Raw genomic sequence first — 26023 nt, forward strand, 5'->3', positions numbered from 1 at the left:
CTAACCGTTGTAAACAAATTCTCCGACTTCGGATCGGACAGTCACTTGTTTTCCATCCATTTTTTCTACCCGGCCGATAATCTGAGCATCAATTCCAAATGATTTACTGATCGCTATGATTTGCTGTGCTTCGCTTTCCGGCAGATAAACTTCCATACGGTGTCCCATGTTGAAGACTTTGTACATTTCTTTCCAATCTGTGCCGGACTCTTCCCGGATCATTTTGAACAATGGCGGAATCGGGAATAAATTATCTTTAATGACATGAACGTCATCCACGAAATGAAGCACTTTTGTCTGCGCTCCACCCGAGCAATGTACCATTCCATGAATGGATGAACGGCATTTGTCTAAAATAGCTTTGATAACCGGCGCATATGTTCTGGTCGGGGAAAGTACCAATTTCCCTGCATCAACCGGAACTCCGTCAACAGCATCCGTCAGGTTTCTCGAACCGGAATAAACCAAATCTGCAGGAACTGCAGCATCAAAGCTTTCCGGGTATTTCGCTGCTAACGTTTTGTTGAATACATCGTGTCGTGCAGAAGTCAATCCGTTTGATCCCATTCCACCATTGTAAGCAGTTTCATAAGTTGCCTGGCCGTAAGACGCCAGCCCAACGATCACGTCGCCATTTTGAATAGTGTGATTGGAAATTACATCGGAACGTTTCATGCGGCAGACAACCGTTGAATCGACGATGATCGTTCGAACCAAATCTCCCACATCAGCAGTTTCACCGCCCGTAGAGTAAATTCCGATTCCCTGCTCACGCAGTGTTTCTAATAATTCTTCTGTTCCGTTGATAATGGCAGCAATAACTTCACCCGTAATCAGGTTCTTATTTCTTCCGATCGTAGAAGAAAGCAGGATATTCTCGGTTGCTCCGACGCATAACAAATCATCGATATTCATGATTAGTGCATCCTGTGCAATTCCTTTCCAAACGGAAATGTCACCGGTTTCTTTCCAATACATGTATGCAAGTGAGGATTTCGTACCTGCTCCATCAGCATGCATAACGATGCAATACTCCTCATCTCCTGTCAAATAATCAGGTACAATTTTACAAAATGCTTTGGGGAACAAACCTTTATCCACTTTTTTGATCGCATTATGCACTTCTTCTTTTCCGGCTGAAACACCTCTTAAATTGTATCGGATATCTGACATACTAAAAATTGAAAGGGCAAAGTTACAAAATTCAATTGAGAGGACGGAATACAAAAAAGCCTTCATCAAAATGACGAAGGCTTTTAGTAAATATTATTTTCAGCTACGCTCCAATAATCAAAGCGATCCTTTTTGATTGCACTAATTATCTCTTATCAGAAGCAATGCTTCTTCTTACCTCGCTTTCGGAAGTGCTTTAAAGATCAGGTAGTCCGGATTTGCAGGAGCCGCATTGTTTACGTCGAACTCCAGGGTAACTACTTTACCTTCCGTACGTCTGTTGTACTGCTGCAATTGTTCAAACAACTTCTTGTTCGTTTTCTTGAACTGATTCATGTATGCTTCTTTCAATACAATCACCTGAGTTCCTGCAATCATTGCACCGTTTTCATCTTTCGGCTCATTTTCAAGGTATTTCCCAGCTAATAAGTAAACCGTTCTTGGTTCACGCTCTCCTTTTCCTACCGGAATAATTCTGCGTGGGTCCACTCCTTTTTCTTCAACAAGGAATTTGTAACATGCTTTTGCACGGTTTTCAGAAAGAACCTGGTTATATAGGTCGTTACCACGCGGGTCGGTATGTGAACTCAATTCAAGTACCAATCCCGGGTTCTCCACTAACAAGTCGTAAACGAATAACAAGGAATCTTTTGAGTTGATAGAAGAGTCAACTAACAAGTCCCATTTTGCCAAAGGATAACGAACTTCCGGTAGACGAATTGGCTTTTTCACCGGGAATAATCCCATATCCAATACGAAATCCTGGTTGTATTTCAATCCTTTTGTAGAGATGGAAGCACCCGCCTTGTTCTCGTAGTACCCTTCTTTTGAAATCATGATTTTGTAATCGGATTCTTCAGCAATGTAACGATCACCATTTGGTTTTTTATCCCAGTAGACAGATCCGTCTTTTGAAGTCAAACCTTCCCATTTTTCATTTGCATTGGATCCGGTAACAATTACTTTCACACCGTCGATCTTTGTTTGACGTGTTTTATCCGTCAAATCAAATACATTGATCTTCAAGCTGAATACATTCGGAGGCAATTCGTACATCCAAAGATCCGGGCTGAATTGCTCACCAACGTTTCCTTTTCGCTCGGAAGTAAAATAACCTTTACGGTCATCCACTTCAACCATTGCGTAATCGTTAAATTCAGAGTTGATAGGAGAACCGTAGTTTGTTGGTTTTTCCCATTGGTTTTTGTCACCTACTTTCTCAGCACGGAACATATCCAATGCACCCATTCCAGGAAGACCGTCAGAAGCATAGATCAAATCTCCGTTTCTTGCAAAGCTCGGGAACAATTCATTTCCTGCTGTATTGACTTCTGGCCCCATATTCACAGGAAGTGACCATGAATCTGATTTCTTTTCGTAAGTAGTGTACCACAAATCGTGTCCACCTTGTCCTCCAGGCATATCCGAAACAAAGATCAAGAATTTCCCGTCGTCAGACACACAAGGGTGACCTACAGATAATGTGTCATTTGGTTTCAAAGAAAGTCTTTTCGGACGCTCCCATCCTTTACCTCCTAATTCAGACATAAAGATGTCACAACCCAGATTTTTCTTTTTCACACTTGGACAACGTGTGAAGAACATTGTTTTTCCACGTGCATCGATACACAAAGTACCTTCGCTGTCTTCTGTGTTAATACTATCACCGACAATCGGCTTAGGTTCCAACCAGTTTCCTTTTTTATCCAGTTCGGAAACGAAAATGTCCATATACTTTTGACAAGTCAACGGATCTTTCGCTTTACCCTGAAGACCTTCGCGGTCACTTGAAGTACCGAAAGCGATCTTCGTTTCTTTCTTATCTACGAACATTGGTGCCATTTCAAAACCTTCTTTGTTCAGGGCTTTTACGTTAGACACTGTATGACGTGTTCTGTTCTCTTTAAATTCTTCAAACATTTTGCACGATGCAATCCCTACATCTGCTCTCGGATCATCCGGAACCAGTGCTTTATATGCGTTATAATTTTCCTGAGCTTTTTTCAGTTCACTCATCTGACGAAGCATATCCGCATTATACAACAGTACAAGAGGTTCTTTTTGCTGGAACTTTAATAGAATAGCTTTCTCATACCACTCATTAGCTCTCTTGAAGTTATCAGTTAACCTGTAACATTCAGCAGTTTTAAATGCCATGTCACCTTTCTGAGCAAGACCTGATTTAGACTTACGTTTAATTTTAGAATAGGCTAATTCGCATTTTGATGCTGCTTCGCAGTAGTTTCCACTTCTAAACTGAGTATTTGCATCTTTAATTTGTTTCACTTGTCCGAAAGACACGCTGGAAACAACTAAAAGTCCAGATAAAATAAGCGTTTTAACATTCATAGCAAGGTGCAATCTTTTTTATATAAACACAGTGATAAAAGACCAACTACAGGATTAAAGTTATAGTTACTCAGTTATCGTGATTGCCGAAATTAAATTAAAATTTTGAATACGCGCTATTTATCGGGCAAAAAAAAACGTCTAAGATCGTTTTTGTGAGATTTTACTCGGCAACATATCTATCCCATTTGTTCAGCAAAACCTGAAATCCTTCCGGCAAATCGGAATCAAACTGTATCCATTCACCCGTTCCCGGATGTTGGAATCCTAAAGATTTAGCATGCAGTGCCTGTCCGGGGATCAGGTCGAAACAATTAGAAATAAACTGTTTATACTTATCATGTGTTGTACCTCTCACAATGCGGTCACCTCCATATTCCAGGTCATGAAACAAAGGATGTCCTTTCCATTTCAGGTGCGTGCGGATCTGATGGGTCCTTCCTGTTTCCAGTTTACATTCAACGAAAGTCACCAGGCCGTATCTTTTCAAAACTTTTACATGTGTGACTGCATGCTTCCCGTGATCTCCCTCAGGAAAAACAGTCATTACTTTTCGATTTTGTAAAGAGCGTCCCAAATTCCCTTCGATACGCATGTCTTCTTCTACATCTCCCCAAACCAAAGCCTGGTATCTTCTTTCAGTAGTTCTGTCGTAAAACTGCTTAGCCAGGTTCGTCAATGCATCTTCCGTTTTTGCCACTACCATGATCCCGGTCGTGTGTTTATCCAGCCGATGAACCAAACCAGGCCTCCCGAAGTAATCTGATTTTCGTTCAGGCAGATTGTCAAAGTGATAAACCAATGCATTGACCAGTGTTCCCGTATAATTCCCGTACCCGGGATGAACTACCATATTCGCAGGCTTGTTCACAACAATCAATTCGTGGTCTTCGTAAACAATGTCCAATGGGATATCCTGCGGAATAAGTTCTATTTCGCGAACCGGGTAAGGCAAAACAATTGCTACTTCATCCCCGGGTTTTACCTTGTAGTTGGATTTGACCGGTTTCCCGTTAACAACTACGCTGCCGTTCTTGGCCGCCGATTGGATTTTATTCCTGGATGTGTTAGGAAGACGATCTAACAGGTATTTATCTATACGAACGGATTCCTGACCCGGGTCCGCTTTAAAACGGTAGTGTTCAAAAAGTTCTTCTTCTTCCTGCTCAACATCCTGAACATCCTCATTCATATACTATCTGATAATTTTTTTAACTGTCTGCGAGTTGTTCAGCCTTAAGAAGTAAATCCCGCCGGGAGCATCGCTCAAATCAAAGCGAAGATCCGATGTACCTACTGTCAACACAGTGCGGCCTTGTGAATCTACCAAAACAGCTCCCGGAAATTCATTTTCGGATCTCCAGTTGATATTCACAACTCCGGTTGTAGGATTCGGATAAACGTTCCAGTCGATTTCTTCTTTTACCAAATCATCCGTTCCAAGGTTTACATTATCAGAAGTCAAAATAATTGGTCTGATCATGGGAACTCCCGGACTGGATGCCGTACTCCAGGTTGCCCCTGCATTTAATGAGAAAAATAAATTCCCGACATTCGGTGTGTTTCTATCAAACCCGATATTCAAAGGATCTGCGTCGATTTGACGCATCCCAACGTAGAATGCTCCTCCGTTCAAAGGAAGACGTGTATCTTTCAGGAGGTAATCCGTGTAAACACCTCTTTCGTCTTCATAAATTGGTGTTCTCGGATAGAAGAACTGATCTTCATAAAGTACCGATCCCGGAACTCCGTTGTTATCGCCCCAAACGGTCAATAAGAACAATTTACTAGATAGATCTTTTACGGTAGGAACGAAACACATTCTTACTCCCAACAAGGTATCTGCCTGGTAAGGCTGGAACTTAAGGGCCAATCTTGCCTGAACCTGGGAAATTCCATAAGCCGCTTCTGCAGACCCGTCATCGTAAGCATAGACATTCTCAAATACCTGTTTGGCATAGGAAGAATCATTCAGGGGCAAATTAGGGAATTGGGCTCCTGCATTGGCTATAATATCGAATGTTTTGGTTGCTGATGGCGGAGTAGTTGAGAATGTATATCCTGTTGAAAAATCATGCACACTGGACACAGTTGTTCTTGGGGCATAGTTCAATGCACCGGACAAAGTCGCTGCTTGCATCGTAAACGTTCCTTCTGTTGTTCCTGCGAAATCAACTTTCACCGTTCCGTTCATGTTATTTTCAGGAACATTCGATCCGTTTCTAACCGAAACCTTTACGGCAGGATTCATATGTGTAGGGTCGTTTACCCAATGTTCCCAGGGAACTTCCGTGTAATCTTCTATCAATGACCCGATATTGTACACAAATGCGAAATCCTTGAAAAGTGTATCCTGGTAACCGCTTCCGTTTCTCAAATGCACATAATCCAGGTGGAATTCATCCAACATTCCTGAAAGCCCTCCGTAATTTTTGAACCGGAACCTGAATCCATCTGTCAAATATGCTGCGTTAACAATTTTCAAATGACCAACTTTGAAATCCCCAAGCGGACCTCCGTTGATGGACCAAACACGGTTCCATTCGTCTGAATTTTTATCGTAGAATTCCAGAACAAGTGAGTCCTGTACTTCCGGTGCATCACCAAATCCCTGCCGCTGAACTAAAAAACTCAGGTAAATGGAATCATTCGGATTATACCCTGATAAATTAATGGTTTTAGAGGTTAAATAATCTGCGTAACCGGTTTGTGTTGTATTGATTGCATAAGGATACCCCGTTTCGTCCAGTCCGTCAAAAGTAACCACTCCCAATGTCCACGGATTCACGGCATGTGTATAATTGTGGTATGCAGATACATCCATCCAGTATACATCCGGATTCACTTCATGCGCAAAGAAAATAGTTACCGAATCCTGCAGGATATCCGGATTTGTTATAGGAATTGTGTCAGGATCAAGATCGGGATTGTTAGACAAATCCAGCGTATCATAAATATTGTAGGGCGGATAGAAATCAATTGTGGAATAAACTACCGGGTAATTTTGAAAATCGGCTTGGTTAATGGTAATCAGCGGTAAATCTGTTTGTGTAGTCGTCCCTGTTGACAAAGCGGTCGTATAACGTCTGGTTGGAGAAGTCGAGTACTTTTTATCGTTCGTAAGCGGAACATCCGACAAGTCTGTCAGGTGATAGAACTTCTGTTCAGTAACGTTTGCATCTCCGGGTTGCGCATCCAGTACCGGGAATTTGGAATGAGAAAACTCATCCAAAAGCGGCAACGACAAGGTGTCAAATGAATAAACAAAGGTGCTGTCAATATTTGCGGTGCTTTTCAAGTTCAGGGATCTTTTGGGAGAAACCCCTCTTTTCATAGCTCCTATCGGACTCAAAACTTCCTGTCCGAATGAAACAAATCCAACAATAAATACAAAAACGGATACTAAACTAAATTTCATCTAATCAAAAATTACCTACCGTTTTTCAGCTGAAACCATAATTGTTGTGCCGGATGGAACAGTCTCACCTTCGATAAACTCAGGACTTTGAGAATAAATAACAGCATTGGTTGAGTCCGCAGCATTTGTACATCCATCACATGCACCAACTGAAATCTGTAGCGATACCCCACTTAAACGCGCTTTGGCATCAGATATTGTTAAACCGATCAAATCAATTACGGTTACCGGTTTTGCTTCGTTATTCTGACCTACCACCAATGTAATAGTGCTTCCAACCGGGATCTTTGTTCCTTCCTTGATTTCTCTTCCGTTGAAAAGTTGTCTCAATACAGCCCCGTTCGATTCGGAAGTCGGAACATACGTTTTACGGCACTTCAATCCGCGATTCTTCAGGATACTTTCGGAAATCCGCTCGGATTTATCAATGAGGCTAGGCATTTCTACCAGGCGCATTTTTTTGGAAACCTGCACACGGATGATCCTGCCTGACTTCACATAAACCAATGATTTGGAAGTTGGGAGCGGATCCTGTGACACGATGGTTCCAGCAGGAAGTTCGGGTTTATAAACGGAGTCCAATACTTCGATCTTCAGTTCCAATGCTTCCAGTTTGGACTGTGCACCGCTGGTCTTCATCCCAACCACATTCGGAACATCAATCTTCTCACCGTGATTTGTGTACTGATCAAGATAAATAACCACTATTGAAACAACAATGATATAAGTAAGCACAATGTAAAGCGAATGCTTCAAAAAATGCCTGCTCCAAACAAATGCTTTAAGCTTCTGAAAAAACTTCATAAATCGATTGTAAGTTGCACAAATATAAAAAGAATGTTCCTGCAAGTACTCAAAGCACAAATGAAGCTTTTAACAATCTGTTCTGAAAACTTTTTCCATACCCCCGGATGCAGGATTAATTATCCGTTACTTTTGTATTTAAGTGTTCCAAAAACAGAGCAACGCTTACTTAAAAGGTTAAAAGTTCAACCACTCAAAGTTGAACCATTTGAACTGTTTGAACACCTGTACTAAAACAAAAAATATGAAGCTGGTTGGTTTATTTTGCGGTGGATATTCTTCGGAATTTGAGATCTCTTTGAAAAGTGCTCAAACCATCATGGATAATTTCCCGAAAGAATACGAAGTGGTCCCTATCCACGTGCTTGAGAGTGGCTGGTTTGTACCGAACGGAGATGAGAAGTTCCCATTTTCCATAGAAAGCATGAGTTTCACAACCCATTCAGGTGAACGCAAAATCGATATCGGACTGATCTACATCCACGGGAATCCCGGAGAAAACGGAAAAATCCAGGCTCTTTTGGACATGAAAGGAATTCCGTATGTGAACTCCAATGCACTGGCCTCCGAATTGAGTTTCGACAAGTGGTACTGCAACCAGTTTTTGTCCCGTTTCGGAATTCCGGTTGCAAAGTCGCTTTTCTTAAAGTCGCGCAATCAATATACGACCGGGCAGATCCTGGACGAATTGGGACTTCCTTGTTTTGTCAAACCTTCCGATTCCGGGTCAAGCTTCGGAATCAGTAAAGTTTCCAAAGCCGAAGATTTGCAAAATGCCCTGGATAAGGCATTTGAAGAAGGAGATACGGTTGTTATCGAATCTTTCCTGAAAGGAACGGAAGTTACCTGTGGCATTTACCGTTCACCAAACGGATTGGTAGCCTTGCCCCTGACAGAGATTGTTACCGAAAATGATTTCTTTGACTACGAGGCGAAATATTTGGGACAATCCCAGGAAATCACACCTGCACGCATTCCGGATGCAATTAGAGATAAGGTGTGGGAAAACTCAAAAGACATTTACAACCTGCTGCAGTTAAAATCCATAGCACGTATTGATTTCATGGTTGTGAACGATGTTCCGCATGTCATTGAAGTGAATACAACTCCGGGGTTCTCCGCAGCAAGCCTGGTCCCACAGATGCTGGCTGAAGCTGGAATTTCAATCGCGGATTTCTGGAGCCAGATTTTCAAAACAGAACTCCACTAAATTATCTCTCGTAGATTACGCGGGTTTATTGTTTTACGATCTCCACCTGCGGTAGAGCTCTTTTTTGTTTCCCGCAGAGGCACGCAGAAAAGCGCGGATTTTATGTCGCAAGTAAAACTGCAGTACTGCTTTTTCATTAACCGCTGAGAAGCAAAGGCGCAAAGAATTTTACGATCTTTCTTAGATAGAAAAGTTTATAAAATGAAAAAGGGTACAATCCAAAAAGTACCCTTTTCCAAACCTAAAACCCAATTTACCAAACCAATCAGAGAGATTTCTGATATATACTTGACACCCATATGATGCAGGGGTTTTTAAAAGGTTGGAAAAAAATGAAAAAAATATTTTTTTTCTTGAAAATAAAATCTCGGGCAAATTATAACTTGTTTGAATTCATTCGCATTCCATCGGCTTTCCTTTGCGTCAAATGACGAAAAGAGCCTCCGTCTTTCTGCAGCTGATTCTTACTCCACACAATGGCAAGGCGGGTCAAAATACCACTTTACCTGAGGCATACCTTCCTGCCATCTTTTTTGGAACTCCGGTCCCAGCATAATTGCCCTCATATCTACAGCCTGCAAGTTTTGCAATTTCAAAACTTCTTCCGGAAGTGAATTGATCGGATTATCCCAAATGTCCAGTATCTTTAAATCAGTCAAGTAACCGATGCAGGCAGGCAAAGAACTGATATTATTCCGTGCCAAATGAAGTTTTTGAAGTTTCGGCATCTGGCAAATCACAATCGGAGCATTCTCCAGGTCATTCTTTGTCGCATCCAGCGTTTTCAATGATTTAAAAGCACCCATTTCCAATGGAAGTTCTTTCAATTTATTCTTTGAAATATTTAGATACTTGACATTCTTAAAGGCGTATAATTTCTCAGGAATCTCTTCCCACTTCAGCTTAGACGCATCAATTCCATAAATCGTGTCCGGATTTGCTTTTTGGACAGCTTCCCAACGGTAAATCCTTAATGTATCCTGTGAAAAAGAGCACTTAGTTATACAGAGAAAAATAAGTACGGGCAGTAATTTCATCCTGTTGAATTTGATGTTTTAGATCTTCTATGTTCTCAAAACGCTTTTCATCACGTATATGTTGCATTACTTCCACTTTTACGTACCGATCATAGATTTCTTCTGCAAAATCAAACAAATGAACTTCTATCGTAACCTGACCGTTATTTGCAACCGTGGGGCGCGTTCCGATATTCATCACTCCGAAAACCAACCTTTCATCCAGGTAAGCCTTGACAGCATACACCCCGTTTTTAGGATAAATCTTTTCCGTGTTTTCCAGGTCAATATTTGCGGTCGGAAAACCTATTGTGCGTCCGATCTGCTGTCCCTTCACCACTTTTCCCTGCAGGATAAAAGGAGTTCCCATCAATTGTGAGGCGTACTCCACATTTCCTTCCAGGATCGCATTCCGGATTTTAGTAGAACTGATCGTAATTTCACCCGCAGAAATAGCCGGCAACTGGAACACTTTAAAGTTGTACAACTCTCCCAATTCCTGCAATTCCTGAAAAGAACCCTCCCTATTTTTCCCGAAGTGATGATCGTGTCCAATATGCATTTCGCTGACCCCAATCTGGTTCACCAAAACGTCACGCACAAATTCCATGGCAGATAAGCGGGAAAATTCTTTCGTGAACGGGAAAAGGATCACTGTGTCCAATCCCAGTTTTTCAAGCTTGGCCAGTTTTTCGTCTACCGTATCAATCAGCTTCACAGAATAGCTATCCGGATAAAGCACCTTTCTGGGATGCGGCTCAAACGTAAATAAAACCGATTCCTTGTTTTCACGCTTAGCCTTTTGAACCAGTGAACGAATAATTTCCTGGTGCCCTAAATGAACCCCGTCATAGGTACCCAAAGTAAGAATTGGATGATTAAACTTCGTCTCTGAATTCAACTGCCGAACTACACGCATGGTACAAATGTAGTTAAACAAAAAAAGACTGCATCATCGAAAAATGAAATGCAGTCTTTTTAATTAAAAAGTTTTTTGTTACCTCATCAGTTGCAAATCTCCGTGACCGGAAAGAACACTTCCGTTCAATCCTTCAATCACATATTTGAAAAAATAAACCCCGTCTGATGCCTGGTTACCATTAACTGTTCCGTCCCAGTAACCATTTACATCATCGTATTCGTACATTCTTTCTCCCCAGCGGTTTACAATCTGTACTTTAACCGATTTCGCAAAACTGACATCCAGGAAAAAGTGGTCGTTATTCTTATCTCCGTTGGGCGTGAAAATATTAGGGATATTCACCGTCGGATCCGGAATCGGATCAACATTGATTTTTAATGTGTCGGTATCAACACAGTCACCGTTTGCAGCAGTTAAAACAACCGTGTATTCTCCGGGAACAGTATATTCATATTGAGAACCTGTTCCGGTAACAGAATTCATTTCAGCGCCTGTTCCAAATGCCCAGTGATAAGTTGATGCACTACTGGAATTATTCTCAAAATGAACTGTCAGTGTCGGTGTTCCTGAAACCACATCAGCTGAAACGGCCGCTACAGGCATGGGGATCACTGTAATTGTAACCTGATCGGTATTCGTACAGCCATTCGCATCTGTTCCTGTGACCGTATATGTTTGAGTGTTCCCCGGAGTAAATAAAATTCCTTCGTAAACACCATTATCCCAGGTATAATTTTGTGCGCCTGATCCTAAAAGAACAATTCCTTCTCCCATACAAATTGATTGATCCACTCCCGCACTTACGTTTGGTAATGCATTCACAGTTACAACTACCTGATCTGACGCCTGACATCCGTTAGCAGTTACAGTAACGGTATATGTCTGGGTTGCTCCCGGTATAAAGGCAACACCATTGGTAACACCATTATTCCAAACATAATTCGAAGCTCCGGAAGCTGTGAGTACAGCACTCGTTCCAATACAGACAGACTGATCAGGGCCGGCATTCACTGTCGGGATCGGGTTTACCGTCACAACAACCTGGTCTGTATTCTGACAACCATTAGCATCTGTACCGGTACAAATATAAGTGGAAGTTGAGCCGGGTGTGAATGGAACTCCGTCAACTCCCCCGTTATTCCAGGTATAGCTCTGAGCACCCGAACCATTTAGCGTGACCTGGCTTCCCTGGCAGACACTTTGCGGCGCCCCGGCTTCGACAATCGGAAGCGGATTCACGGTTATTGTTACCTGCCCTGTATTTGCACATCCGTTTGCATCGGTTCCTGTGACCGTGTATGTCTGTGTTGCCCCCGGAACAAAAGATAATCCGTTCGTAATACCACTACTCCAAACATAGCTTTGCGCTCCCGACCCTGCAAGTGTGATAGCATCACCCAAACAAATTGATTGAGGGAGACCCGCACCGATAACCGGCAAGGGATTCACCGTTAAAGCAACCTGATCTGAATTCTGACAGCCATTGACGTCTGTTCCTGTAACGGTATAAGTCTGGCTGCCTGCAGGCACAAAAGAAACTCCGTTTGCTACACCATTATTCCAGGAATAAGTTTGAGCACCTGATCCCGACAAGGTGACAGACCCACCGGCACATATTGAAATAGCCGCACCCGCATCAACAACCGGAAGTGCATTTACCGTAACAGTTGTTGTAGACGAACAGGTCGAACCATTATCGGTTACATCAACTGTAAATGTATAAGTTCCCGGTGTAAGTGGTATCGGAACAGAAGTCGGGTTTTGAGCTGAAGAAGTAAATCCGTTTGGACCAGTCCAGGAATAAGTGGCTCCTGCAATAGTTGTAGCAAAAAGATTAATAGTACCCGTCCCTGTGCATACAGGCCCGCTGTTTGTAGCGGTAACCGTACATCCACACGGGTTCACGATAATAGTAGCTGTGGCTGAAGCAGAGGACGGGCACAAAGCATTTCCGGTTGATGAGTTAACCGTATAAGTGTATGTACCGGCAGTTGCGGGCGGAGTTGCAGTTACAACAGATCCGCTCGTACTGTTAAGATTCGGAGATGCGTCCCATGTAAAGGTCCCATTCCCTCCGCTAGCGGTTAATGCTACCGATTCTCCAATACAGATGGTTGAGTTTACAGGGGTAACATCGACCGGAATGGATACTCCCGAAGTTGCCGCAAAAGTATAATCACAAACGTCCCCGGCAAATCCATCGATCATTATATAATACGTGTTTCCAGGTGTAAGTCCCGTGGCACTTACTGTTTGCGATCCTGCAGAAGGTGCCAGCTGACCGCAGTAATAAGATGTTACCGGCCCCGAACCACAAGTGCTGGCTGAGAAGATCATGATTTGAATTCCATCTCCGTAAGTTGAATTATACACCCAGCAGTCAAACGTAATGGATGAAGATGAAGCTACAAAAGACAGATACGAATCATTTTCCACCGATCCGCAAAACTGATCGAGCAGTCCGTCACCGGAAACGCAAAGTCCCAGAAAGTAACTGGTACAGTTTTCCCATGCATCAGGACTATAACTGGATGAAGTATTTCCGCAATAGCCATTCAACTCGCAGATTGGAGTTGCAGTAGCGCAGGTATTTCCTGCGGCCGGATTACTACCACATGGTGGCTGAGAAAAACCTTCGAGTGTCAGTAGTAATAGTAGTGTTAGTAGTAAGTGTTTCATTTTGGTTAGTTTTTCTTGTTTTTGATGTATTCCAAAATGGCGGTGTGCCTGTCCGATGGCTCGAACCTGGATTTATACAAAAAATGTTCATAGACTTTCGGAAATTCAGAGGCTGGGCATTGATCGATCAATCCGTAAACCACTTCAAGTGGTTCGGTTTTCGATTTTTCCGAGATGTACCGATAGGTAATGTTTTGCTTGGATGTTTGTACCGTTCCGCCTTCCTGAGAAAAAATACAAGGCGCAGCAACGAATAGAAACAACTGTAGAATTACAATTTTTTTCATATTAGTAGTAGTAAATAAATTGTCAATGAAAAATCAGATCTTCCATTGACAAGCGTAGTAAGTATTCCTGACGGTAAGTAGATCACCGTCAATTAATTGCAATCCGAATTTATGAAATCTTCTTTTAAGAAAAAAACATAACGCGCAATAAATCAACGATTTTAACAAAAAAAGATGTGCCGGTGTTGAATATCAACAACCGGCACATCTTCACCTATTTTGTGTTTGCTTGCTTCTTACCTCCTTATTAACTGCACATCTCCTTGTCCGGTTTGAACCGTTCCGTCCATACCTGTTGCGCTGTAATTAAAGAAATAGACTCCTTCCTCTGCCAAATTTCCGTTTACTGTTCCATCCCAGTAACCGGCTACTCCGGAATAAGAGGCCATTTTATTACCCCAGCGATTTACAATAGTGACTTCTAATGAAGCCCCGTTTTCAAGCCGAAGGTAGAATGTATCGTTATTTCCGTCTCCGTTCGGCGTGAAGATATTCGGAACGGTTATCGACATTGGAGCATATGCTACAACAATCGTTAGATGAGCTGTATCTTCACAAATTCCGTTGCCAGCAGTAAGAACCACGGTATATACTCCCGGATGGTCATATGTTGTTCCCGGCTCATCGGATATTGTTGTCGTTTGATAAGTTTGTCCGTTTCCAAAAGAAAAATGATAGGTATTCGCATCCTGGCTTGAATTTGTAAAATTCACTTCCAATCCTGGAATCCCTGATGTAACATCCGCATCCATGGAAGCAAGAGGCGCGTCTACAACAGTAACTGTGACCATAGCAGTATCCTGACATCCAGCTGCATTGGTACCTGTAACAGTATATACCTGTGTATTTGTCGGTGCAAATGCAACGTCGTTCGAAATACCGTTGCTCCAACTGTAGTTTTGTGCACCGGACCCAGTCAATGTAACAAACTGACCCGCGCAAATCGTTTGATCTGCCCCTGCTCCAACATTAGGAAGCTGATTCACCACAACAATCACCTGATCTGTATTTTGACACCCATTGGCATCAGTCCCGGTCACTGTATAAGTTTGAGTAGCACCCGGTATAAAAGAAACACCATTTGTCACTCCATTATTCCAGGAATAGCTTTGTCCTCCCGAACCGGTTAATGTTGCGGATCCTCCAATACAAATACTTTGATCTGCTCCTGCATTAATCGTTGGTAATGCATTTACCGTCACTACAACCTGATCCGTATTCTGACAACCGGCAGCTGACGTTCCCGTTACCGTATATGTCTGAGTTGTTCCCGGTGTAAACGCAACACCGTTCGTTACCCCGTTATCCCAGGAGTACGTTTGTCCTCCCGCAGCTGTTAGAGTAACGGATTCTCCGGCACAAACACTTTGGTTCGACCCGGCATTGATCGTCGGCAAAGCATTCACGGTCACCACAACCTGATCCGTATTTTGACAGCCATTTGCATCTGTTCCTGTTACGGTATACGTTGCAGTTGAAACCGGGGTAAATGAAACACCATTCGTCACCCCATTGTTCCAGGTATAGCTCTGTCCGCCGGATCCCGTTAAAATAACAGATCCTCCGGCACAGATATTTTGATCTGTACCTGCATTCACCAGGGGCAATGAATTCACATTGACAACAACCTGGTCAGTGTTTTGACAACCATTGGCATCGGTTCCTGTTACAGTATAAGTCTGAGTAGTCGTTGCAGTAAAAGAAACAGCATTTGTTACCCCATTATTCCAGGTATAGCTCTGTCCGCCCGAACCCGTTAATATAACGGAGGTCCCCGGACAAACTGCCTGGTCAGTTCCTGCATTGATTGTTGGCAAAGAATTTACGGTTACGACTACTTGTGCTGTATTCTGACAACCATTCGCATCCGTTCCTGTTACAGTATAAGTTTGAGTACCAGCCGGAATAAAAGAAACCCCGTTGCTGACACTGTTATCCCAGGTATATGACTGAGCCCCAGAACCAGACAAGGTAACAGAAGCACCCTGGCAGACTGACTGGTTCGTGCCGCCACTAACTGTTGGAAGTGCATTTACCACAACTGTTGTGGTAGCAACACACGTGTTTCCATTTTCCGTCATAGTAACTTCGAATGTATAGGTTCCTGGTGTTGACGGAATCGGAACTCCGGTCGGGTTTTGGTCCGTGGATGTAAATCCGTTTGGCCCCGTCCAGGAGTATGTAGCTCCTGCTATAGTTGTTGCAAACAGATTAACCGTTGCTGTTCCGGCACAAACCGGACCGCTATTTGTAGCAGTCACACCACAACCGCAAGGATTAACAACAATTGTAGCAGTAGCCGAAGTCGATGAAGGACACAAAGGGTTCCCTGTTGAAGAGTTAACTGTATAATTATAAGTTCCTGCCGCCGGCGGTGTTGCGGTAACATTTGCACCGGAAGTTGTATTCAGATCGGCAGAAGCATCCCAGGTGAATGTACCGTTTCCTCCCGCAGCTGTAAGGTTCACAGTTCCACCCTCACAAATAGTAGCGTTTGCAGGAGTAACGCTCACCGGAATAGAAACTCCCGAATTTGCTGCAAATGTATAATTGCAGACATCACCCGAGTTTCCATCGATCATAATATAATAAGTATTCCCCGGTGTTAGTCCGGTGGCAGTAATGTTAACATTTCCGCTTGGAACCGATCCCGGGTTATAACAAGGTCCGTATTGTGTAACCGCTCCGGAACAGTTGGTTGCCGAAAAGATAAAGATCTGGATTCCATAACCCATGGTTGAGCTGTTTACCCAAACATCAAAAGAAATCGTACTGGATGATGCTGTAAAAGACAGGAAAGAATTATTCTCAATACTTCCGCAGAAAGCCGAAGTCAAGTTAGACCAGGAATCTACTCCGTAACTTGAAGAAGTATTTCCGCAGTATCCGTTAATATCACAAATCGGTGTTGCATTTGAACAAGCATCTCCTGCAAGTGGACTTGCTCCGCACGGCGGAGCAGGAACAGGTTCTTTTACGCAAATGCTAAATGTACCTGTTCCGGAAGAATATTTCCAAAACCGGATATAAAGTGTTGCTCCAGGTGTCTGACCTGACAAATTAATTGCAGGCATTGCACCATTCTGACTGTCATCGTCATCACATTCAATCAATGTCAAACTACTACAAGTTCCTGAGTATATAGCCATACCCCCATCGGTTATAGTCCCGGTATTCGAATCAAAGTTTAATGCTCCCGAAGCGGGAACCACCACTGAAAACCAAACATCCGAGCCGCCATAAGAAGCACATCCGGGAGCCGGTACACCAGCAGTTGATGTAGCATTTACAGTAGTTCCTGCTGTATAAGAGCATGACGAACCAACTGTTAAAGAGATTGCATTACACGGATCATCATTAGCAGGTTGAGCAAACGATTGAAAAGCCGCTAAGGCCATAAATGTCAATACGCAATACCTCACGTATCGAAAGGTGAAAATATTTTTCATAGTAGTAGTCGTTGTAACTTAGTAGATTACTTATTCTTAATTATCAATTCTTCCGCGTAAGTGTACATCAGCACCTTGTACTCTCCAATGGTTTCTTTAAAAATTTTCAGAAAATCATTTGTCGGGTGATCAACAAGCAGGTAAGAGACTTCACATTTTTGTTCTCCTTCCCGAACAATAAATTGCTCAATACCCGTACGGTCTCTTAAAAGTTGTTCTATCTCGGAGGCATGTTTTTGGAACAAATTAAAGTCTTCAAAGGTAAATGTGAGGCGATTTAATAACCCTTCATCTCCTTTTCGACCAGATTTGATGTTTTCTATTCGATGTAGTTCAATATCGCGGGATGAATCAGGTAACCCTTGAGTTTGCGAAAAAACAGCAGTATGCGCAACGAGCACAATGCCCGTAATGAACAGTCTTTTTTTCATAGTAGTAATAAGTAACAATTAGTTAATACGTTCTTAAAAACGAAATTTACGAATAAAGGTTGCACTTATCCAAAAAAAGATTGCTTTACAACTAGTAATGAGTTCAAAAATCAAATACCTTATCAAGAAAAAAAGGTGTGCAGACTGAATCCACACACCTTTTGCGCTATTTTATAATTAGCGTACTTTAATGTCTTACCAAATGCATATTTCCCTGTCCTTTTTGGGTTGTTCCATCCAGACCAGTTACGATGTAATTATAAAAGTAAACCCCTTCCTCAGCGAGACTTCCATTCACTTTCCCGTCCCAGGAACCATTCACTCCCGAATAAGATCCCACTTTATTTCCCCATCTGTTTGCAATGGTTACTTCCAGGGAAGTTGCATTTTCCAGGGTAATAAAGAATTCATCATTCACACCATCACCATCCGGAGTAAAAATATTCGGAACGGTTACAATCAAAGGCTTATAAAAAACGGTTATTACTACACTGGATGTATCATAACAAACTCCGTTACCAGCGGTTAATACGACTGTATAAACACCTGCCGACCCATAGCTGACCGTCGGTTGATAAGACACATCAGACGTTTGGAAAGACTGACCATTCCCGTAATCAAATGAATAATCCGTTGCATTGGTGCTGTTATTATAAAACTCTACGGTCAAAACAGGCATTCCGGAGGAAATATCCGAACTCAGTGAAGAAATCGGTGCCGGAACTACCGTTATTGTGATCTCACTGGTATCCTGGCAGCCGTTAACATCCGTACCAACAACCGAGTAAGTCTGAGTACCGGATGGCGTGAACGACACATTGTTTATTACCCCGTTGTTCCAGGTGTAAGTTTGTGCCCCCGATCCGGATAGTGTAACCGGCATTCCAAGACAAATAGTCTGATCAGGTCCCGCATCGACTGTTGGCAGCTGATTCACTGTTACTGTCACCTGATCTGTATCCGTACAACCACTTGCAGACGTACCTGTAACCGTATATGTTGCTGTTGAACCCGGAACGAACGAAATACCATTTGTTACTCCATTATCCCAAGCATACGTTTGTGCGCCGGAGCCTGAAAGTGTTACGGATTCACCCAAACAAACTGTTTGGTCCGGTCCTGCATTTACGGTCGGATAAACAACTTCTACACTTGTTGTAGCAGGCGGAGGTGTACAAGTTGTATTTCCATAGGAAGTGGTTGCTGTTAGTGTAAAAGTAGAAACTCCCGCAGGCAATCCGCTTGAGGTTGTACTACCCGATGTAGGATCGGCAATTGAACCAGCGCCTGTCCACAATAAAGTTGTTGTAGCAGTTATTGTAATCGGTGTAGATAAAATAGTCGGCACCGGAACCTGGAAAATGGAAGCTGTTGCAGCAGAACAGGAGTTGTCATTAATTACCGAACTGATTGCACCTGAGCTATATGAAAAAGTAGTCGGTGAACCACAGGTAGGTGTCAAATTTGAAAACGTAATGTTTGCATTCGTTAATGATCCGACATCTGCCCCAATACAGTCATAAATCTGTACGGCCCATCCTCCACCGGCTGCGTTACAACCGATTAAACTTCCCCAATTGATTGGTGTATTGGCAGGTCCGTATGTACTATAAGTTCCTGTCAGACTGGTCGGTGTGGGGTTGCATACATCGATATTTCCACTGGGAACATTTGTGAAACAAAGATTGTTTACATTATCACCACTGTTACATGTGGGCCCCTGACCAATTACTCCCGGATTCGGAAGCAGTAAAATAGTTGGCGAACCACAGGAAGGCGGACCGACTAAGTAAAACGCCAAATCCGAAACAAATGTGTGGTTTGCGGTAAAGCAAACCTGGATCAGTGTATTCGCATTGATCAATGATTCAGGCGGCGGCGGGTTGTAATAGGAAAATGATCCGGTTGTATTTACCGTAGATGACAGGGATGCATTGTTACATCCAAACACCCCGCTCGAAGCTGTAATTTCCGTATTTAAATTCCAGACCCAGGCAACAAAACAATCCGTAATAGTATTGGAGGCATCTCTTATTTCCACGCGATAACCATCGCTTGCAAGATTTGATATGGTTGAAGTTGCTCCGGCATCGGTAGATAATGACTGCCAGGATGAAGTGGCCTGGTTGTGATAAAACCAGTTAAAGGTGTAAGGCCCTGTTCCGCTGGTTGGTGCAGCCGTCAAACTTCCCTGTTGTGCGCCAAGTGTATTCCCGCACCAGATATAGATCGGATCATTCGGAGAACCATCTGTATAAGAAGTTACGGAAGCACCTGAGTTTCCGTTTGGAGTAAGCTGTGCATGGATATGCAGCGAACTTAAGAATGCAAGAAAAATCAATAACTTTTTCATGACTACCTGGAAGATTTAAGTTCATTAATCCGCTTTACCAAAAGCTCTTTTTCATGCAGGTAACGCTCTCTGTCAGTTGGCAATGCCTCATTTAGCTTGATCTCTAAAAAAGGCAGAGCGTCTATACATTCCGGAAGAGTCCAATCCTGGATAGTCCGGGTTTTAACCAGCTGATTCACAATAGGATCAGCAGCACTCTCTACCCCCTGAGCCTGGTGAACAACAACCCCGTTCGGTAATTGTGTGGTGTTTGATTGTGCTTGACATAACACTGGTAATATTGTTATGCCGAAAAGAAATACTTTTTTCATTTTATATATCGTAAGAAATTAATAGTTGCTTCAGTACTGCCTTTAAAAAACGCCCGCCATTTTTTAAAGTTGCACCGTTTCAACGCATTTTTTCGTTGATATATCAAGCTTGGAAGCCTTGTTTTTAAAGGTCTTTTTTTAACTCCACGTCTAAAATCCATACCTCGCGATACATACACAGTTTAAACAACCGAAACAGCATGTAAATTTTTGATAAGTCAAGAATCCGGAATAATTTTTATTCAAACTTTACAATCCGGAGCATAGGTCATCTGAGTTCCTGCCAAATGATTTAGAATAAAATAACATACATACTTAATAATCTTCTCCTTTTTATTGCACCAATACCATAAATGTGGTATTTTTGTCAACGAAATACAGCTTTATTTAAAATTAATCTAAATAAAGAGCACAAGACACTTGTCATGATTACAGTAACAGAACAAGCAAAAAAGCAGGCAATCCGCCTGATGGAAGACGAAGGCAAATCAGGCTATTTCATTCGTGTTGGTGTTGAAGGAGGAGGTTGCTCCGGATTGATGTACCAACTTACTTTTGATAATCAGGAAAGCGCAGACGATAAGATTTTTGAAGATAACGGAATTAAAGTGGTTGTTGACAAAAAAAGCTTCTTATACCTGATTGGAACAACGTTGGATTTTTCAGGAGGATTGAACGGAAAAGGGTTTGTGTTTTCAAATCCAAATGCAGGAAGAACTTGCGGTTGCGGAGAATCTTTCTCCTTATAATATAGTACAAAATTTAGATGGGTTATACTGAAAACGACTTAGCGAAGGATTTAGAAAATTCGGAATACAAATTTGGTTTTACAACTGATATTGAATCCGACAGAGCTCCGCTTGGATTGAACGAAGATATTATCCGGTTTATTTCTGCTAAGAAAAACGAACCGGAATGGTTATTAGATTACCGATTAAAGTGTTATCGAATCTGGTCTGAAATGACCGAACCTTCCTGGGCGCATATTTCATATCCGAAACCCAATTTCCAGGGGATTTCCTATTATGCAGCTCCAAAGCAAACCAAAAAATACGAAAGCTGGGATGACGTAGATCCGGAAATGAAAGAAACCATGGCAAAATTGGGAATTTCATTGGAGGAACAGCAGCGTTTGACAGGTGTAGCAGTTGATTTCGTGATGGATTCCGTTTCGGTTGCTACCAGCTTTAAGTCCAAACTGAAAGAACTGGGAATCATCTTCTGTTCCTTCTCTGAGGCGGTTCAGGAACACCCTGAGTTGGTAAAACAATACATGGGATCTGTTGTTCCTGCAACGGATAATTTCTATGCAGCTTTAAATTCGGCTGTATTTACAGATGGTTCTTTCTGCTACATTCCAAAAGGTGTAAGATGTCCGATGGAATTATCGACTTACTTCCGCATCAACGAAGCAAATACCGGTCAGTTTGAAAGAACACTGGTTATTGCAGATGAAGGATCGTATGTTTCTTACCTGGAAGGCTGTACAGCTCCACAACGTGATGAAAATCAGCTGCACGCTGCTGTAGTAGAATTGATCGCATTGAAAGACGCTGAGATTAAATATTCAACTGTTCAGAACTGGTATCCCGGAGATAAGAACGGAGACGGAGGGGTTTTCAATTTCGTGACAAAACGCGGAATTTGTGAAACCAACGCAAAAATCTCATGGACACAGGTTGAGACCGGTTCGGCAGTAACATGGAAATACCCGTCATGTATCCTGAAAGGTGATAATTCTATCGGGGAATTCTATTCCGTAGCTGTGACCAACAATTATCAACAGGCAGATACGGGAACAAAAATGATCCACCTTGGAAAAAATACCAAGAGTACGATCATCTCGAAAGGAATTTCTGCAGGTAAATCGCACAATTCTTACCGTGGATTGGTCCAAATTCATAAGAATGCACACAATGCGAGAAACTTCTCCCAGTGCGACTCTCTTTTGATGACGGATGAGTGTGGTGCACATACTTTCCCATATATTGAATGTAAAAACCCAAGTGCAAAAATTGAGCACGAAGCAACTACATCAAAAATCGGAGAAGACCAGATTTTCTACTGCCTCCAAAGAGGAATTTCGGAAGAAAAAGCAATCAGCCTGATTGTAAACGGATATTGTAAAGAAGTATTGAACCAGCTTCCTATGGAATTTGCTGTTGAAGCACAAAAATTGTTGTCGATCAGCTTGGAAGGATCGGTAGGATAAATGAATAATTAGCAATGAATTAATTATCAATTATCAAGTTGGATACCGTGCACTTGATAATTGATAATTCAGCAATTCATAATTGAAGAATAAGATGTTAAAGATAAATAACTTACACGCGTCGATTGACGGGAAAGAGATCCTGAAAGGATTGAACTTAGAAGTAAAAGCAGGTGAAGTTCACGCAATCATGGGGCCAAATGGTGCAGGAAAAAGTACCTTGGCGAGTGTTTTGGCAGGACGTGAAGAATACGAGATCACGGAAGGATCAGTAGATTTCGACGGAGCCGATTTGCTGGAAATGGCAACCGAAGACCGTGCCCGCGAAGGTTTGTTCCTGGCATTCCAATATCCTGTTGAGATCCCGGGCGTTTCAAACGTAAATTTCCTGCGTACGGCTTTGAATGAGATCCGTGAATACCGCGGCGAACCTTCCATTTCAGCAAAAGATTTCATGGCTTTGGTAAAAGAAAAGTCTGCAATCGTTGAATTGGATGCTAAATTGGCTTCCCGATCAGTAAACGAAGGATTCTCCGGAGGTGAGAAAAAAAGAAACGAGATCTTCCAAATGGCCATGCTTGATCCGAAATTATCCATCCTGGATGAAACCGATTCCGGATTGGACATTGATGCACTTCGTATTGTAGCAAATGGAGTAAACACATTGAAATCTGATAAAAACGCAACAGTTGTAATCACGCATTACCAACGTTTGCTTGATTATATCGTTCCGGATTTTGTACACGTACTTTACGACGGAAGAATCGTAAAATCAGGTCCGAAAGAATTGGCCCTTGAATTGGAAGAAAAAGGATACGACTGGATTAAAGCAGAATTTGCTCAATAATTTAAATCATACAGATGCAAACCATTGAAAAAGAATCGGCAGCAAGTGTGAATTGGCAATTAAAAGGAGCTTTTCCATTAAATGAGGAATTGCGTCAAAAAGCGCTCGAAGTGTTAGAAAACACCCCTTTTCCAACTACCAAAACGGAAGCATGGAAATATACCCGTGTAGCCAAAATCAAGAATAGCAATTTATCCATCCAGGAAAAACCGGTTTCGATTACTGGAAATTTTGGCCTGTCAACAAATTCTGTTCAATACGTTTTTGTAAACGGACATTTTTCAAGTGAACTTTCTTCCAAATCATATCCCGAAGGACTTAAAATTCTGCCGCTTTCTCAAATGGATGAAGCGGAAGTGCGCGTTATGGGTGGAAATGTATTGTTGGACGGAGAAGTCTTTTCTTCCATTAATACAGCTTATGCAACCGACGGCTTATACGTTCATGTTTCTGCTAAAATGCAGATCGAGCCGGTTATTGAAATTATTCAGATCAATACGAATGCAAACATCCTTTCCAATCTGAGACACGTATTGGTTGCGGAAGCTTTTTCAGAAGTGCAGTTCATTCAGCGTTCGATCTCGGTAAATGGTTCGGACAACTTTACGAACGTTATTTCTGAAATCCATGTAGGCAAGAATGCGAAATTGACCATTGACAAAATCCAGGAAGAACACGAATCTTGCTTCCAGGTGTCTACTGAATTGGTAAACCAGCACCAGGATTCCAATTTCACTATTAACACCGTTACTTTAAACGGATTGTTGGTCCGCAACAACCTGACTATCGAAGTCGACGGTCAGAATTGTGAAACGCATTTGAATGGTGCTTATATCCTGAACGGGAATCAACACGTGGATAACCACACGATAGTAGACCACAAAGTGGCGAACTGTGAATCCAACGAGTTATACAAAGGTGTCATCGACGGAAAAGCTACAGCTGTTTTCAACGGAAAAGTATTCGTACGCAAAGACGCTCAAAAGATCAACGCATTCCAGTCAAACGGGAATGTATTATTAAGCGATGATGCTACGATCAACAGCAAACCGGAATTGGAAATTTATGCCGATGATGTAAAATGTTCACACGGTTCCACAACCGGTCAATTGGACGAAGAGGCTGTTTTCTATCTGCGTGCCCGCGGTTTAAGCGAAGCAAGCGCCAGACAATTGATGGTAGGAGCTTTCATCGAAGATGTGATCCAAAAGATCGAGAACGAAGCGGTAACTGACCGCATTCATGAAATACTGAAAGAACGATTCAATTGGGTCATTGAGTAACCAATTTATCCTTCTTAAAATTGAAAAATCCATCAGCAAACACTGATGGATTTTTTTTGATCTTTTGCTTTTAAAACCTATTCCGGTTTTCTCTTAGTAGAATTTACCATTGGTATCTGTTGCCTATTCATCTCCGTTCCATTAGAAACAGGAATTTCCTGATTTTCCCGATTTATTGGTCTTTTCATAGTACCAACAGCCGTTGAATCTGAAACCAACCCTTCTGATGTACTGACTTTCTCGGGAACAGGTGCTGCAATCGGTTTTCTGGCATTCGAAACCTGCTGTTGAGAGAAAGCGGCTGTTGAGCATAAACTCAACCCAAAGAATACTAGTAACTTTTTCATCGTTCGATTAGTTTAGTACCATAATTGTCATTTCACCCGGATTTACCTCCAGGGCAGAATTCCCTCCGATAGTCACAACAGATGTTCCGGAGGATCGGTTTGTTCTCAAATCAATCGTATGAGTTCCCGCCGGCAAAGTAACCATGGTATTAATAGCACAATTTCCCATTCCGGTTACAGCCGAAGTATTGGTAATGAACATGCGATTCCATCCGCCATTTACTAAAGGATTTCCGTTTATATGAACAACCATATCGACCAAAGAGTAAGCAGTTCCTCCGGTTGTAGTATTTAATGCCCCGATAGTTGCCCAAATGATTACAGTTGAAGGTGCAGCTAAAGTAATTACCTGACTCATTCCCGGTTGAACAGTTAATGCAGTACTGCTTACTCCCGTTCTTCCGGCTGTTCCATAAACATGATATCTATTGATAACTCCTGACGGACCTTGCGGACCAGTTGCCCCGGTTGCGCCTGCCGGACCTTGTGGGCCTGCAGGTCCCGTAGCACCCATTGGTCCTGCCGGACCTGCTGCTCCCGGTGCACCATCCACTCCATTTGCTCCTGCAGGGCCTTGCGGACCTGCGGGGCCAGTTGCACCCATTGGGCCTGCGGGGCCGGCTGGACCCTGTGGACCTACTCCACCGGCATTGCATAAACTTGTCCAGGATGCTGCACTGCTTTCATAAAAGAAAAAGCAATTCACATCAGTATCGTAAACCAGCAATCCTTCAGAAGGAGCAGCAATCGCGTTTCTTTGAATCGTTGTCATTCTCGGGACCAATACTCCCTGAGTGGTTGATTGCATTTCCAAAATAGCGTTCGCATTTGGAGTTGTTGTCCCAATCCCGACATTATTTTGTGCATAAGCAGCATTTAATCCGAAGACGAACGCAATAGCTGCAATAAAGTTCTGTTTTTGTAGCATAGTA

At 42.5% G+C, this 26023-nt stretch carries 20 protein-coding genes; 5 read left to right on the forward strand and 15 right to left on the reverse strand.

All coding sequences use genetic code 11. From position 1 onward, the window contains the following. The 5 genes from QZT69_RS16615 to QZT69_RS16635 form a co-directional block, all read right to left on the reverse strand. Positions 1-1173: an AIR synthase related protein gene (locus QZT69_RS16615; RefSeq protein ID WP_294677765.1), complete on the reverse strand. Its 1173-nt coding sequence runs from the start codon at positions 1171-1173 to the stop codon at positions 1-3. 174 nt (positions 1174-1347) lie between these two features. After that, complete coding sequence (locus QZT69_RS16620; RefSeq protein ID WP_294677768.1) at positions 1348-3522, reverse strand: OmpA family protein; 2175 nt, start codon at positions 3520-3522, stop codon at positions 1348-1350. A 163-nt stretch (positions 3523-3685) separates the two neighbouring features. After that, entirely contained in the window at positions 3686-4714 is a 1029-nt protein-coding gene (locus QZT69_RS16625) for an RluA family pseudouridine synthase (RefSeq protein ID WP_294677773.1), read from the reverse strand. Positions 4715-4717: 3 nt separating this feature from the next. Then, positions 4718-6940, reverse strand: coding sequence for a T9SS type A sorting domain-containing protein (locus tag QZT69_RS16630; protein WP_294677777.1), 2223 nt, complete (start codon positions 6938-6940; stop codon positions 4718-4720). 15 nt (positions 6941-6955) lie between these two features. Continuing rightward, on the reverse strand, positions 6956-7744 hold the full coding sequence (locus QZT69_RS16635; RefSeq protein ID WP_294677780.1) for a PASTA domain-containing protein: 789 nt from the start codon (positions 7742-7744) through the stop codon (positions 6956-6958). Between the two features lie 244 nt (positions 7745-7988). On the opposite strand from QZT69_RS16635, the gene QZT69_RS16640 reads away from it, so the two are divergent. Further along, positions 7989-8954: a D-alanine--D-alanine ligase gene (locus tag QZT69_RS16640; protein WP_294677783.1), complete on the forward strand. Its 966-nt coding sequence runs from the start codon at positions 7989-7991 to the stop codon at positions 8952-8954. 464 nt (positions 8955-9418) lie between these two features. On the opposite strand, the gene QZT69_RS16645 is transcribed toward QZT69_RS16640, so the two are convergent. The 8 genes from QZT69_RS16645 to QZT69_RS16680 all read right to left on the reverse strand — a co-directional run bounded on the left by QZT69_RS16645 (position 9419) and on the right by QZT69_RS16680 (position 20363). Continuing rightward, entirely contained in the window at positions 9419-9991 is a 573-nt protein-coding gene (locus tag QZT69_RS16645; RefSeq protein WP_294677789.1) for a leucine-rich repeat domain-containing protein, read from the reverse strand. Next, on the reverse strand, positions 9951-10889 hold the full coding sequence (locus QZT69_RS16650; protein WP_294677793.1) for a bifunctional riboflavin kinase/FAD synthetase: 939 nt from the start codon (positions 10887-10889) through the stop codon (positions 9951-9953). Before QZT69_RS16650 ends, QZT69_RS16645 begins: the two co-directional genes overlap by 41 nt. 78 nt (positions 10890-10967) lie before the next feature. Further along, complete coding sequence (locus QZT69_RS16655) at positions 10968-13571, reverse strand: gliding motility-associated C-terminal domain-containing protein (protein WP_294677795.1); 2604 nt, start codon at positions 13569-13571, stop codon at positions 10968-10970. Between the two features lie 5 nt (positions 13572-13576). Next, positions 13577-13858, reverse strand: a complete 282-nt coding sequence (locus QZT69_RS16660; RefSeq protein WP_294677800.1) for a hypothetical protein — start codon at positions 13856-13858, stop codon at positions 13577-13579. A gap of 236 nt (positions 13859-14094) precedes the next feature. Beyond that, positions 14095-17307: a gliding motility-associated C-terminal domain-containing protein gene (locus QZT69_RS16665; RefSeq protein ID WP_294677804.1), complete on the reverse strand. Its 3213-nt coding sequence runs from the start codon at positions 17305-17307 to the stop codon at positions 14095-14097. 26 nt (positions 17308-17333) lie between these two features. Continuing rightward, a complete protein-coding gene (locus tag QZT69_RS16670; protein WP_294677808.1) occupies positions 17334-17738 on the reverse strand; it encodes a hypothetical protein in 405 nt (134 codons plus the stop codon). A gap of 187 nt (positions 17739-17925) precedes the next feature. Then, entirely contained in the window at positions 17926-20091 is a 2166-nt protein-coding gene (locus tag QZT69_RS16675) for a gliding motility-associated C-terminal domain-containing protein (RefSeq protein ID WP_294677811.1), read from the reverse strand. A gap of 2 nt (positions 20092-20093) precedes the next feature. Next, entirely contained in the window at positions 20094-20363 is a 270-nt protein-coding gene (locus QZT69_RS16680) for a hypothetical protein (RefSeq protein ID WP_294677814.1), read from the reverse strand. Between the two features lie 464 nt (positions 20364-20827). Here QZT69_RS16680 and QZT69_RS16685 point away from each other — a divergent pair, with 464 nt between their 5' ends. The 4 genes from QZT69_RS16685 (at position 20828) to sufD (ending at position 24744) form a co-directional block, all read left to right on the forward strand. Next, positions 20828-21151: an iron-sulfur cluster assembly accessory protein gene (locus QZT69_RS16685; RefSeq protein WP_294677821.1), complete on the forward strand. Its 324-nt coding sequence runs from the start codon at positions 20828-20830 to the stop codon at positions 21149-21151. Positions 21152-21168: 17 nt separating this feature from the next. Next, positions 21169-22614 carry a Fe-S cluster assembly protein SufB gene (gene sufB, locus QZT69_RS16690; protein WP_294677827.1) on the forward strand — a complete coding sequence of 482 codons (1446 nt, stop codon included), beginning with the start codon at positions 21169-21171 and terminating at the stop codon, positions 22612-22614. Positions 22615-22708: 94 nt separating this feature from the next. Beyond that, entirely contained in the window at positions 22709-23461 is a 753-nt protein-coding gene (gene sufC / locus QZT69_RS16695; RefSeq protein ID WP_294677832.1) for a Fe-S cluster assembly ATPase SufC, read from the forward strand. 14 nt (positions 23462-23475) lie between these two features. Continuing rightward, a complete protein-coding gene (gene sufD, locus QZT69_RS16700) occupies positions 23476-24744 on the forward strand; it encodes a Fe-S cluster assembly protein SufD (protein ID WP_294677834.1) in 1269 nt (422 codons plus the stop codon). A 77-nt stretch (positions 24745-24821) separates the two neighbouring features. On the opposite strand, the gene QZT69_RS16705 is transcribed toward sufD, so the two are convergent. Both QZT69_RS16705 and QZT69_RS16710 read right to left on the reverse strand, forming a co-directional pair. Beyond that, positions 24822-25091, reverse strand: a complete 270-nt coding sequence (locus QZT69_RS16705; protein ID WP_294677839.1) for a hypothetical protein — start codon at positions 25089-25091, stop codon at positions 24822-24824. A 7-nt stretch (positions 25092-25098) separates the two neighbouring features. Then, positions 25099-26019 carry a hypothetical protein gene (locus tag QZT69_RS16710; protein ID WP_294677844.1) on the reverse strand — a complete coding sequence of 307 codons (921 nt, stop codon included), beginning with the start codon at positions 26017-26019 and terminating at the stop codon, positions 25099-25101. Positions 26020-26023 lie beyond the last annotated feature (4 nt).

This window comes from uncultured Fluviicola sp. (genome assembly GCF_902168135.1).
In the GTDB taxonomy this organism is placed as follows: Bacteria; Bacteroidota; Bacteroidia; order Flavobacteriales_D; family Crocinitomicaceae; genus Fluviicola.